Source organism: Mycolicibacterium arseniciresistens (assembly GCF_030519285.1).
Classification (GTDB): Bacteria; Actinomycetota; Actinomycetes; order Mycobacteriales; family Mycobacteriaceae; genus Mycobacterium; species Mycobacterium arseniciresistens.
In genome coordinates this window covers 1-12032 of the sequence record NZ_JAUMSQ010000272.1, presented here as the reverse complement: position 1 = coordinate 12032, position 12032 = coordinate 1, and the positions used below count along the sequence as shown (strand labels likewise).

Sequence of the window (12032 nt, the reverse complement as noted above, 5' to 3'; positions counted from 1 at the left end):
CGGCCCGCACCCGGTGGTGGGCGTCGGCGGTCAGCGGCAGCTCGACGGAGAACCCTGCGGTGTCCTCGACGCCCGGGGCCGACCAACGCAGCGCCGTGGTGGCCGCCGCGGAATGGACGTCGACGCGGGACAGGTAGGCCGGCCGGTCCCCGAGCAGCCCGTCGAGGTCCGAGGTGCTCGGCGGGCGGCGTTCCGGCCACCCGGACTCGTCCCAGCCGTGTCCCCAGATCACCCCGTCGGGGTGGGCCTTGGCGTGGTCGGCGACCATCGTCAGACAGTGCCGCAGCGACGTCGCCGTACGCAGGTCGAGCCCGGTCAGCGTCAGTCCGGTCGCGGTCAGGTGGATGTGGCTGTCGACGAATGCCGGCGCCACGAACCCGCCGTCCAGGTCGACGACGGTGGCCTCGGGGAATTGAGCCCGGCCGACGTCGTCGGCGCCGAGCCAGACGACGGTGTCGCCGCGGACCGCCATCGCGGTGGCGTCGGGCATGGCCGGGCTGTGTATCCGCCCGCCCGACAGCAGTGTCGTCACCACGAGTCCGACACGCTAGTCGGGCTTGCGCTCCACGACCTCGGGCAGGGCAGCCAAAGCGGTGCCGGGCGGGGTGTCGTGCACGTCGACGACCTCGCCGTCGATGTAGCCCCCGTCGCGGTAGTCCCGGGTGTAGGGCGGCATACCCGCCACGGTGACCACGGGGACACGGCCGAGACGGCGGGCGGCCATCGCCGTCGCCGCGGGCCGGACGGCGGCCCTTGTCGGCGGCAGCAGCAGCAGCGCGCCGAGCACCGACGAGGCGACGCCGGGAATCGCCACCAGCACCGTGCCGAGCGCGACGAGCGCGCTGTCGGTCACGGCGCCGCGGGCCGACGCGGCGGTCATCCCGGACTGCAGCCTGCCGATCTGGCGCCGCAGCTGCGAACCGGCCAGCGCCAGGCCGAGCACGAAGGTGGCGAGCACCAGCAGGAGTGTCCAGCCGAACCCGATCGTCGACACCAGCGCGACGAGCACCGCCAGTTCGACGACCGTGTAGAGCAGGAACAGCCGCATCATCATGATCGGACAACGTTCCGCACGGCGCCGGGGTTCCGTAGATTGAGCGCGTGGTAGACGACGTGCGCGACATCAAGATCACCGCACCGAACGGTCCCCTCGAGGCCATGGTGTCCGTCCCCGAAGGTTCCGGTCCGTGGCCGGGCGTGGTGGTGGTGCACGATGTCATCGGCTACAGCCCCGACAATCGCAGGACGACCGCGCGGATCTGCGCCCAGGGGTACGTGACCATCACCCCGAATCTGTTCTCCCGCGGCCGGGTGCGGTGCATCACCAGCGCGTTCCGCAGCCTGTTCACCCGCACCGGCCCCACCGTCGACGACATCCTGGCCGCCCGGGAACACCTGCTCGCCATGCCCGAGTGCAGCGGGCCGGTCGGCATCGTGGGCTTCTGCATGGGCGGACAGTTCGCGCTGCTGCTGTCGCCGCGCGGTTTCGCCGCGTCGGCGCCGTTCTACGGCACGCCGTTGCCGCGCGGCCTCGACGAGGCGCTCGACGCGTCCTGCCCGGTCGTCGCGAGCTTCGGCAGGCGCGATCCGCTGGGCATCGGCGCGGGCGAGCGCCTGACCAAGGTGGTCGAGGCCCGCAACATCACCGCCGACGTCAAGGTGTACCCGGACGTCGGCCACAGCTTCGCCAACCAGCTGCCGGCCCAACCGCTGCTGCGGATCACCGGATTCGGCTACGACGAGGCCGCCACCGAGGACGCCTGGTCGAGGGTGTTCGCGTTCTTCGACACGCACCTGCGCGCCGGTTAGGCCGCCCGCACCTCGATCGCCGCGTGCACCTTGTCCACGCCGCCGCGGATCAGTGCCTGCGGAATCCACCACCAGGCGTGCCACCAGTAGCGCCGGGTCACCATGTCGAACACCCGCCGGGTCTCCGACTTCGGCAGGTTGCGGGCGATCGCCTCCACCGGTTCACCCTTGGGCTTGCCGAGCACCCCGCACTTCTGGATGGTGACCCGCGGAGTGTTGTTGATGCGCTTGGTCTTCCACGAGCCGTCGTCGGTGCTGATGAGCAGCCGGTCACCGTCGGGCACACCCCACACCGGGGTCGGCTTCGGCCTGCCGTCCTTGGTGAACGTGGTCAGCAGCAGGTACTTCTCGCCGTATACGTCCAGGAACGTCGGAGCCATCTCAGCTCACCGCCTTCAATTCGATGGTGACGTTCTTCTTCAAACCGCCGTTGAGCTTGGAGAAGAACCCGAAGCCCTTGCCGAGCAGGCCGTAACGCCGGCCGATCGCGTCGTAGGTGGGTCCGTTGGCCGACTTGTCGAGGAGCGTCGCCGTCGCCTCGACCGCCTCGCCCTTGGGATTGCCGCCGCGGTCGCACTCGGCGATCGTGACCCGCGGGGTGTTGCGGATGCGCTTGACCTTCCAGGACTTCTCCTGGGTGATCACCACCAGCCCGTCGCCCGACGGCGCGGCCCAGATCGGTGTCGGCTTGGGCCTGCCGTCCTTGGTGAACGTGGTCAGCAGGATGTACTCGGCCTTGGCGACCTCAGCGAATGTGGGCACGACAGTCACCGTACTGAACTTCGCGCCGGCCCGGCGTGCCGATCGCCCCGTCACACCGCGCGCCAGCTCCACCGCACCGCGAGATCGACACCACGCAGTCCACTACCCGCACTTCTCCTGCGCCACGTCAATCTCGCGCTCGAGTCACCGCGGGCCGATCAGCCCTCGAGGTCGCCCTCGGTCTCCAGCAGTACCTGGCGCAGGCCGTCGAGCGTCGCGGGTTCGGGCTTCGCCCACATCCCCCGGCCCGCCGCCTCGAGCAACCGCTCCGCCATCCCGTGCAGCGCCCACGGGTTGGACTCGGACATGAACTTGCGGTTCTCGTCGTCGAGGACGTACTCGCTGCTGAGCCGCTCGTACATCCAGTCGGCCATCACCCCGGCGGTGGCGTCGTAGCCGAACAGGTAGTCGACGGTGGCGGCCATCTCGAAGGCGCCCTTGTAGCCGTGCCTGCGCATCGCGGTCATCCAGCGGGGGTTGACGACGCGGGCACGGAACACCCGGGTGGTCTCCTCGCTCAAGGTGCGGGTGCGCACCGCGTCGGGGCGGGTGTTGTCACCGATGTAGGCCGCGGGGTCCTTGCCGGTGAGCGCCCGCACGGTGGCGATCATCCCGCCGTGGTACTGGAAGTAGTCGTCGGAGTCGGCGATGTCGTGCTCGCGGGTGTCGGTGTTCTTCGCGGCCACCGCGATGCGACGGTAGTTCTGGTTCATGTCCTCGGTCGCCTGCCTGCCGTCCAGGCCCCGGCCGTAGGCGAATCCGCCCCACGCGGTGTAGACCTCGGCGAGATCGGCGTCGTCGCGCCAATTCCGGCTGTCGATCAGCTGCAGCAGGCCCGCGCCGTACGTTCCCGGCTTGGAGCCGAAGATCCTTGTGGTGGCGCGGCGTTGGTCGCCGTGCTCGGCGAGGTCGGCCTGCGCGTGGGCGCGCACGTAGTTGTCCTCGGCGGGTTCGTCGAGGCCCGCGACGAGCGCCACCGCGTCGTCGAGCATCGTGACCACGTGCGGGAACGCGTCGCGGAAGAAGCCCGAGATCCGCACGGTGACGTCGATGCGGGGCCTGCCGAGCTCGGCCGGTGTGATGGCCTCGAGGTCGACGACGCGCCGCGACGCGTCGTCCCAGACCGGCCGCACCCCCAGCAGCGCCAGCACCTCGGCGATGTCGTCGCCGGAGGTGCGCATGGCCGAGGTGCCCCACACCGACAGCCCGACCGACCTCGGCCAGCTGCCATGGTCGTCGCGGTAGCGTGCCAGCAGCGAATCCGCCATGGCCACACCGGTTTCCCAGGCCAGCCGCGACGGCACCGCCTTGGGGTCCACCGAGTAGAAGTTGCGTCCGGTCGGCAGCACGTTGACCAGGCCGCGCAGCGGTGAGCCCGACGGGCCTGCGGCGATGAAGCGGCCGTCCAGCGCGCGCAGCACCTGCTCGATCTCGGCCGACGTGCCTGCGAGCCGGGGCACCACCTCGGTCGCGGCGAACCGCAGGATGGCCGCCACCGCGGGGTCGTCGGTGATCCCGTCGACGGCGTCGGCGTCCCACCCCGAACGCTGCAGCGCGGCCACCAGTTCGCGGGCGGCGGTCTCCGCGGCGTCGACGGCGGTGCGCTCGTCGTTCCCGTCCTCCGCAAGACCGAGGGCCTGCCGCAACCCGGGCACCGTCTGCTCGCCGCCGAACAACTGCCGGGCCCGCAGGATCGCCAGCACCAGGTCGAGCTGCGACTCGCCCTCCGGCGGATGCCCGAGCACGTGCAGGCCGTCGCGGATCTGGACGTCCTTGATCTCGCACAGCCAGCCGTCGACGTGCAACAGCATGTCGTCGAACGAGTCCTCGTCGGGGCGTTCGGCGAGCCCGAGGTCGTGGTCCATCTTCGCCGCCCGCATCAGCGTCCAGATCTGCTGGCGGATGGCGGGCAGCTTCCCCGGATCGAGGGCGGAGACGTTGGCGTGCTCGTCGAGGAGCTGCTCGAGGCGGGCGATGTCGCCGTAACTCTCGGCCCGCGCCATCGGCGGGATCAGGTGGTCGACGAGGGTGGCGTGCGCGCGGCGCTTGGCCTGGGTGCCCTCGCCGGGGTCGTTGACCAGGAACGGGTAGATCAGCGGCAGGTTGCCCAGTGCCGCGTCGGTGCCGCACGCCGCGGACATGCCGAGGGTCTTGCCCGGCAGCCACTCCAGGTTGCCGTGCTTGCCCAGGTGCACGACCGCGTCGGCCCCGAAGCCCGCGTCGAGCCAGTGGTAGGCCGCCAGGTAGTGGTGGCTCGGCGGCAGGTCGGGGTCGTGGTAGATGGCGACGGGGTTCTCCCCGAAGCCGCGCGGCGGCTGCACCATCAGCACCACGTTGCCCGCCTGCATCGCGGCGATGACGATCTCGCCGTCGGCGTCGTGGCTGCGGTCCACGAACAGGTCGCCCGGCGGCGGCCCCCAGTGCTCGACGACGGCGTCGGTGAGTTCGGCGGGCAGGGTGGCGAACCACGCGCGGTACTCGGCTGCGGCGATCCGGATCGGATTGCCCGCCAGCTGGCCCTCGGTCAGCCAGGCGGCGTCCTGGCCGCCTCGTTCGATCAGCGCGTGGATCAGCGCGTCACCATCGCCGGCCTCGACTCCCGGGAAATCCCCGACGGCGTAACCGTGGGCGGCCATCGCGCGCAGCAGTTCGATGGCGCTGGCGGGCGTGTCGAGCCCGACGGCGTTGCCGATGCGCGCGTGCTTGGTCGGGTACGCGGAGAACACCACAGCCACCCGCTTGTCCGGCGGCGCGACGGCGCGCAGCCGTGCGTGCCGGACGGCGAGGCCCGCCACCCGCGCGCAGCGCTCCGGGTCGGCCACGTAGGACACCAGGCCCTCGGCGTCGATCTCCTTGAACGAGAACGGGACCGTGATGAGCCTGCCGTCGAACTCCGGGACGGCCACCTGGGTGGCGACGTCCAGCGGGGACATCCCGTCGTCGTTGGCGGCCCACTGCGCCCGGGAACTCGTCAGGCACAGCCCCTGCAGGATCGGGATGTCCAGCGCCGCGAGATGGGCGACGTCCCAAGTGTCGTCGTTGCCGCCCGCACCCACCGAGGCGGGTGTCGCTCCCCCGGCGGCCAGCACCGTGGTGACCATGGCGTCGGCGGCCTTCAGCGTGTCGAGCAGTTCGGCGGGCGCGGTGCGCAGCGATGCGCAGAACACCGGAAGCGGTTGTCCGCCTGCGTTTTCGATGGCCGAGCAGAGCGCGTCGACGTAGCCGGTGTTGCCGGCCAGATGCTGCGCCCGGTAGTAGAGCACGGCGACCGTTGGACCGTCGACGTCGGCGGCCTCGCGCTCGAGAACACCCCATTCAGGGGTGGATTCCGGTGGGGCGAAACCGAATCCGGTCATCAGGATGGTGTCGCACAGGAAGGCGTGCAGCCGGCGGAGGTTCTCCACCCCGCCCTGGGCGAGGTAGATGTGGGCCTGCAACGCCACCCCGGCCGGCGTCGTCGAGCGACGCATCAGTTCGGCGTCGGGCGCCTGTTCCCCGGAGACGACCACGGCGGGCACCCCGCTGGCGACGACGGCGGCGATGCCGTCCTCCCATGCGCGATACCCGCCGAGAATCCGCACGACGACGCAGTCGGCGCCGTCCAGCAATTCCGTCAGCTCACCGTCCACCAGGCGGGTCGGGTTGGCCCACCTGTACTGCGCGCCGCTGGCGCGGGCGGTGGTGAGGTCGGTGTCGGACGTCGACAGCAACAGGACGGTCGGATGACGGGTCGGCTGGGCCACCCGTCATTCGTACCCCACCCGGGGTCAGCGGTCGTAGTTTCCCCAGCGCGCATGCCACGACTGCTGGTAGGGCAGTCCGATCGCGGCGATGAGGACGAACAGAGCGACGACGAGAGCGATGATGGTGAACATCGCGGCCCCCTTCCCTTGTATGCGATACCGGCGGTATCGCCTCACCTGAAAGGTACGGAGCCGCAAGGGCGAAACAAAGCGTTTGTGTGGAGGAGATCACACGCCCCGACAGTGTGAAGGACGTCACATCTGGCCGTGTTTCCGCGTTCAGCGGTCGGTGACGAAGCCCTCGGCGATCATCCAGTCGCGGGCGACGACGGCGGGGTCGCGGCCCTCGACGTCGACCTGCTTGTTCATCTCGATGATCGCGTCGTTCGTCAGCGCGGCCGTCACCGGCGCGGTCACCGCGGCGATCTCGGGATGTGCGTCGAAGAAGCCGCGCTTCATGGTGACCGACGGGTTGTAGTGGGCGAAGAACTGCTTGTCGTCGGTGAGCACCACCAGATCGAGGGCGGCGATCCGGCCGTCGGTGGTGAACACCTCGCCGAAGTCGCACTGCGTGGCGTCGGCGGTGGCCTGGTAGATGATGCCGACCTGCAGGATCGGCGTCTGGGCGCGGGCCGGGTCGAACCCGTAGGCGGCGGCCATCCCGGGGAAGCCGTCCTGGCGGGCGCGGAACTCGGTGTCCACACAGGTCTTCGCGGCGGCAGGATCGCGGCGCACCAGATCGGCGTACTGCGACAGGGTGCGCACGCCGGTCCGCTCGACGACTCGCCTGCTCGCGGCCAGCGCGTAGGTGTCGTCCATCGGTCCGGGCTCCAGCCACACCATGTCGTTGCGGGCGAGGTCATCGTCGCGCACCGCCTCGAACTGCTCGCGGGTGTCCGGGATCGGCTTCTCGTTGCCGAGGTAGTTGATCCACGCGTTGCCGGTGAACTCGTAGGCGACGTCGACCTGTCCACGCAGCTGCGCCTCGCGGGTGCTGCGCGACCCGACGATGCCGGTCAGGTCGCGGACGTCGGCGCCGGCCGCGGCGAGGGTGTACTCGAGGATGTAGCCCAGGATGACCTGCTCGGTGTATTCCTTGGAGCCGACGGTGATCTTCACGCCCTGCAGCTCGGGCGCAGGCTCGATCGATCCGGGACCCACTTCGAACGGCACCGCGCTACCGGAGCCGAGGCCACACCCCGACAACACCAGCACGACACACGACGCCAGCGCGACCAGCGCCCGCCGCGCCGTCACCGCAGGCCCTTGGGGCCGACGTAGAACTCCGCGAGGCCGCCGACCCAGTCCACGAGCAGAGCCAGGCACACCGCCAGCACGCTGCCCAGGATCAGCGTCACGTTGTCCTGCAGCTTGTAGCCGGTGTCGATCAGGATGCCCAGGCCGCCGGCGTTGACCAGAAACGACAGTGTCGCGGTGCCGACCGCCAGCACCAGGGAGGTGCGCAGCCCGGCCAGGATGTAGGGCACAGCCAGCGGGAGTTCGACCCGCAACAGCAGCGCGGCGCGCGACATGCCCTGGCCCAGGCCGGCGTCGATCAACGACCGGTCGACCTGGTCGATGCCCAGGATGGTGCTGGCCAGCACGGGCAGCAGTGAGTACAGCGCAATCGGCAGCACACCGATCCAGAACCCGGTCTGCGCGGTGAGGAGGAACAGCAGCACCAGAAGGCCGATCGCCGGCGCGGCCTGCCCGATGTTCGCCACACCGATGACCAACGGCCGCAGGATCTTTGCGCCGGGACGGGTGACGAGCACGCCGAGCGGGACGCCGATGAGCAGGACGATGGCGGTGACGGCGCCGGTGATCAGCAGGTGCTGCCAGATCAGCGAGGCGACGTTCGCCGGGTTGATGTTCTCCTTCTGGGTGGCGGTCAGATCGCGGTTGAACGCCCAGAACACCACGGCCGCAGCGACGATGAGCACGAGCACCGGCTGGATGTAGAGCCGGACGCGCTCGGCCGCGGAGGCCTTGGGGGTGTCGACGGTCTTGACGGCACTGGTCACGGTTCGTCGTTCCCGGTGGCCGCCTCCGCATCCGACCGCAGCGTGGTGATGGTCTCGATCAGGGTGTCCAGCGTGACGACCCCGACGTACCGGCTGCCCGGTCCGGCGACCACCGCTGAGGCGTGCTGTTCGGCCAGGATCGCCTCGAGGGCGTCCTCGAGTGTCGACTGCGTGCTGACCACGTCGAGCGGCTCGGCGACGTCGCTGAGCGAGCCGGCGTGCCGCAGCCGCTTCTCGCGCACCCAGCTGACCGGACGGTCACGGTCGTCGAGCAGCACCAGCCAGTCGAAGTCGGTCCCGGCCAGCGCGGTGCGGGCCTGTTCGACGGTGTCGTCGCGGTGCACGGCCGGGTGCGGTCGCAGTTCGACGTCCTTGACCCGCAACAGGCCGAGCTGCCGAAGCGAGGCGCCGGACCCGACGAAGCCGGCGACGGTGTCGTCCGCGGGGCTGGCCAGGATGGTCTGCGGGGTGTCGTACTGGAGCACCTTGGACCGCTGCCCCAGCACGGCGATGCGGTCACCGAGCTTGACCGCCTCGCCGAAGTCGTGGGTGACGAAGACGATCGTCTTGCGGAGTTCGGTCTGCAGCCGCAGCAGCTCGTCCTGCAGCGTGCTGCGGGTGATCGGGTCCACCGCGCCGAACGGCTCGTCCATCAGCAGCACCGGCGGATCGGCGGCGAGTGCGCGGGCCACCCCGACCCGCTGCTGCTGGCCGCCCGACAGCTGGCGCGGATAGCGCTGCGCGTACTGCGCCGGCTCGAGTCCCACCATGTCGAGCAGTTCGTCGACCCGGTCACCGATACGCTTGCGGTCCCAGCCCAGCAGGCCCGGGACCAGGCCTACGTTCTGCCGGATCGTCATGTGCGGGAAGAGGCCGGCCTGCTGGATGGCGTAGCCGATCGAACGCCGGAGCTCCGTCGGCTTGATCGACAGCGCGTCCTTGTCACCGATCTCGATGCGACCCGAGGTCGGTTCGGACAGCCGGTTGATCATCCGCATGGTGGTGGTCTTGCCGCACCCCGACGGGCCGACGAAGACGACGATCTCGCCGGCCGGAATCTCGAGCGAGACGTTCTCCACCGCAGGGTCTTTCGAACCCGGATACACCTTCGACACGTTGTCCAGCAGGATCCGCACCCCGGTCGGATCCTGCTTGGTGGGGCTTTCGGCTGTCAGTCCGGTTGTCATCGAACACCTTTCGATGTGGTGAGGCGCCCGAGCAGGACGAGCAGGGCATCCAGTACGAGCGCCAGGATCACGATCAGCAGGGTGCCGGCGAGTGCCATCGGCAGTGCCGTGGGGCTGCCGACACGGGCCAGCCCGGCGAAGATCAGGTTCCCCAGACCCGGGCCCTTGACGTAGGCGGCGATGGCCAGCACGCCCATCGACATCTGGGTGCTCATCCGCATGGCCGACAGGATCGACGGCCATGCCAGCCGGATCTCGACGCGACCGAGGGTGCCCATCCGGCTCAGCCCGATGCCGCGCGCCGCATCGGTGAGGGCGGGGTCGATCGCGGTGAGACCGACGATGGTGTTGCGGATGATCGGCAGCAGCGAGTACAGCACCAGCGCCGCGATGCTGGTGGCCACGCCGAGCCCGAACAGCGGGATGAGCAGGCCGAGCAGGGCGAAGGACGGAACGGTCAGGATGATGCTCGATGTCGTCGTGGCGAGGTTGGCGGCCAGTGGGCTGCGATAGGTCAGCACGCCGACGGCCACGCCGATCAGGGTCGCGATCAGCACGCTCTGCACCACCGCGCTGACGTGCTGATAGGAATCGAACAGAAGCTGGGATTGGTGGGAGGTCACGTAGTCCCACAGACCTCGCACGCCCACCTCCGCTGTAGGTTCGTCCCGCGTGTGCGCAGCACCCTACGCGCGGGGTGCCTGGCTGGTACCCGAACCCGACTAGATCAAAACGGCTCGGTTATGCCGCCGGTTCGGTTCTCACTGAGTCAAACCCTGGGCCGGCGAGCGCCGTTGCGGAAGCGTCTGCGCCCGTGCGCGTGGTGAAATTGGGTGCCCGGATCGGAGCCCGCATCGATGGAGTCCAGCTGAGCGACGTGTCCGACGCGGCGACGGCGGCACGCATCAACGACGCGCTGCTCGAGCACAAGGTGATCTTCTTCCGCGAGCAACACGAACTGGACGACGACGGTCAGCTGGCGTTCGCGCGCAGGCTCGGAACGCCGACGACGGCCCATCCAACCGTGACCTCCCGCGGCGAGCGGGTGCTGCCCATCGACTCCCGCTACGACAAGGCCAACAGCTGGCACACCGACGTGACGTTCGTCGACCGCATCCCGAAGGCCTCGCTGCTGCGGGCGGTGACGCTGCCCGAGTACGGCGGGACCACCACGTGGGCGTCGACGGAGGCCGCATACGACCGGCTGCCGGAACCGCTGCGGGCGCTGGTCGACAACCTGTGGGCGGTGCACACCAACGCCTATGACTACATCGCCGACGTCGAGACGCCGTCGGCGTCGGCGTCGGCCGCCGAGCGGCAGTACCGCTCGGAGTTCGTCAAGGACTACTACGAGACCGAGCATCCGGTGGTGCGGGTGCATCCGGAGACCGGTCGCCGGGTGCTGGTGCTCGGGCACTTCGTCAAGAACTTCGTCGGATTGAACTCCGCGGAGTCAGCCGCCCTGTTCGGCCTGCTGCAGGCCCGGATCACGAAGCTGGAGAACACCATCCGATGGAACTGGGCGCCGGGCGACGTCGCGATCTGGGACAACAGGGCCACCCAGCACTACGCGGTCTCCGATTACGACGACCAGTTCCGCCGGCTCAGCCGGGTCACCCTGGCCGGCGACATCCCGGTGGACGTCCACGGCAGGCGCAGCAGGGTGATCTCCGGTGACGCGTCGCACTATTCGGCAGTGGTGACACCGATCGCGCTGGCCAGCTGAGGCTACAGCCGTCCCATCTCCCGCGACATCGCCGAGCGCTCCAGAAAGTCCAGGCGGGCGGGCGGATTCGTCCGCTGCGGGGTCTCGAACACCGCGTGCAGCCACTGGGCGAGTCGGTGTGCCCTGCCGGGCACCGCGGGCGCGGCGGCGGCGGCGGTCGAGAACAGCACCTGCTGCTCGGTGATCAGCACCTGCGTGGTCGGCTCCTGCGCGGCAGGCACGACCGACGGCATCGTCGCCGCTGGTGCCGTTGACAGTTCGGTCATGTCATCTACCCCCTCGCGTCCGGACCGCCCGGACTTGATGAAGCGAACGCTACGACTCAACCCCAGCTACCTCACGCGTAGTCGGCTACCCGTGCGCGTGGCGAACTACCACCGACCAATCGACGCTGTTGAAGAGGTCCGCGCTCACTTTCAGCTATCGCCGCCCCGGCGTGCCGGGTCGCCGATGCAAATCCTGGCTAACATGCAGTCGTGTCAGGCGGCGGGACTCCTAGAATGGTGAGACCGATGAGCCGACACCGTGACCAGGACGCCTGCCCCGGCGCACTCAGCGTGCACCGGGCCGCCGACGGCGCGCTGGCGCGGGTGCGCCTGCCCGGCGGCATGGTGACACCCGACCAGTTGCGGGCACTGGCTGGCGCGGCGAGCGAGTTTGGCTCGCCCGCAATGGAACTCACTTCCCGCGGCAACATCCAGATCCGCGCCGTCACCGACACCGCCGCGCTCGCCGACGCCGTGGCCGCCGCCGGGCTGTTGCCGTCGGCCTCCCACGAACG

At 69.8% G+C, this 12032-nt stretch carries 12 protein-coding genes and 1 pseudogene; 3 read left to right on the top strand and 10 right to left on the bottom strand.

Going from position 1 to position 12032, the window contains the following annotated elements; translation table 11 throughout:
* Both Q2100_RS25105 and Q2100_RS25100 read right to left on the bottom strand, forming a co-directional pair.
* The coding region (locus tag Q2100_RS25105; RefSeq protein ID WP_302916239.1) for an amidohydrolase family protein at positions 1 to 532 on the bottom strand (532 nt) is incomplete at its 3' end.
* Positions 533 to 547: 15 nt separating this feature from the next.
* Positions 548 to 1054, bottom strand: a complete 507-nt coding sequence (locus tag Q2100_RS25100; protein ID WP_302916238.1) for an FxsA family protein — start codon at positions 1052 to 1054, stop codon at positions 548 to 550.
* 104 nt (positions 1055 to 1158) lie between these two features.
* Here Q2100_RS25100 and Q2100_RS25095 point away from each other — a divergent pair, with 104 nt between their 5' ends.
* Positions 1159 to 1809 (top strand): dienelactone hydrolase family protein, encoded by a 651-nt coding sequence (locus Q2100_RS25095; protein ID WP_407667688.1) that lies wholly within the window; start codon positions 1159 to 1161, stop codon positions 1807 to 1809.
* Here the strand turns inward: Q2100_RS25095 and Q2100_RS25090 are convergent.
* The 7 genes from Q2100_RS25090 to Q2100_RS25060 form a co-directional block, all read right to left on the bottom strand.
* The gene (locus tag Q2100_RS25090) at positions 1806 to 2189 is read right to left on the bottom strand and encodes a PPOX class F420-dependent oxidoreductase (protein WP_302916237.1); all 384 of its coding nucleotides are present in this window, start codon (positions 2187 to 2189) and stop codon (positions 1806 to 1808) included. The genes Q2100_RS25095 and Q2100_RS25090 overlap by 4 nt on opposite strands.
* 1 nt (position 2190) lies before the next feature.
* Entirely contained in the window at positions 2191 to 2571 is a 381-nt protein-coding gene (locus Q2100_RS25085; RefSeq protein WP_302916236.1) for a PPOX class F420-dependent oxidoreductase, read from the bottom strand.
* Between the two features lie 158 nt (positions 2572 to 2729).
* Positions 2730 to 6314 (bottom strand): cobaltochelatase subunit CobN, encoded by a 3585-nt coding sequence (cobN, locus tag Q2100_RS25080; RefSeq protein ID WP_302916235.1) that lies wholly within the window; start codon positions 6312 to 6314, stop codon positions 2730 to 2732.
* A 279-nt stretch (positions 6315 to 6593) separates the two neighbouring features.
* The gene (locus Q2100_RS25075; protein ID WP_302916234.1) at positions 6594 to 7571 is read right to left on the bottom strand and encodes a glycine betaine ABC transporter substrate-binding protein; all 978 of its coding nucleotides are present in this window, start codon (positions 7569 to 7571) and stop codon (positions 6594 to 6596) included.
* Positions 7568 to 8338: an ABC transporter permease gene (locus tag Q2100_RS25070; RefSeq protein WP_302916233.1), complete on the bottom strand. Its 771-nt coding sequence runs from the start codon at positions 8336 to 8338 to the stop codon at positions 7568 to 7570. The genes Q2100_RS25075 and Q2100_RS25070 overlap by 4 nt, the downstream gene beginning before the upstream one ends.
* Positions 8335 to 9525 (bottom strand): ATP-binding cassette domain-containing protein, encoded by a 1191-nt coding sequence (locus Q2100_RS25065; RefSeq protein WP_264015740.1) that lies wholly within the window; start codon positions 9523 to 9525, stop codon positions 8335 to 8337. Before Q2100_RS25065 ends, Q2100_RS25070 begins: the two co-directional genes overlap by 4 nt.
* Positions 9522 to 10169, bottom strand: a complete 648-nt coding sequence (locus Q2100_RS25060) for an ABC transporter permease (RefSeq protein WP_264015739.1) — start codon at positions 10167 to 10169, stop codon at positions 9522 to 9524. Before Q2100_RS25060 ends, Q2100_RS25065 begins: the two co-directional genes overlap by 4 nt.
* 170 nt (positions 10170 to 10339) lie before the next feature.
* On the opposite strand from Q2100_RS25060, the gene Q2100_RS25055 reads away from it, so the two are divergent.
* Positions 10340 to 11251, top strand: a complete 912-nt coding sequence (locus tag Q2100_RS25055) for a TauD/TfdA dioxygenase family protein (protein WP_302916232.1) — start codon at positions 10340 to 10342, stop codon at positions 11249 to 11251.
* A gap of 2 nt (positions 11252 to 11253) precedes the next feature.
* Here Q2100_RS25055 and Q2100_RS25050 read toward each other — a convergent pair whose 3' ends face one another.
* Complete coding sequence (locus Q2100_RS25050; RefSeq protein WP_302916231.1) at positions 11254 to 11517, bottom strand: hypothetical protein; 264 nt, start codon at positions 11515 to 11517, stop codon at positions 11254 to 11256.
* Between the two features lie 246 nt (positions 11518 to 11763).
* On the opposite strand from Q2100_RS25050, the pseudogene Q2100_RS25045 reads away from it, so the two are divergent.
* Positions 11764 to 12032 (top strand): annotated as a pseudogene (locus tag Q2100_RS25045) (precorrin-3B synthase); the annotation flags it as partial.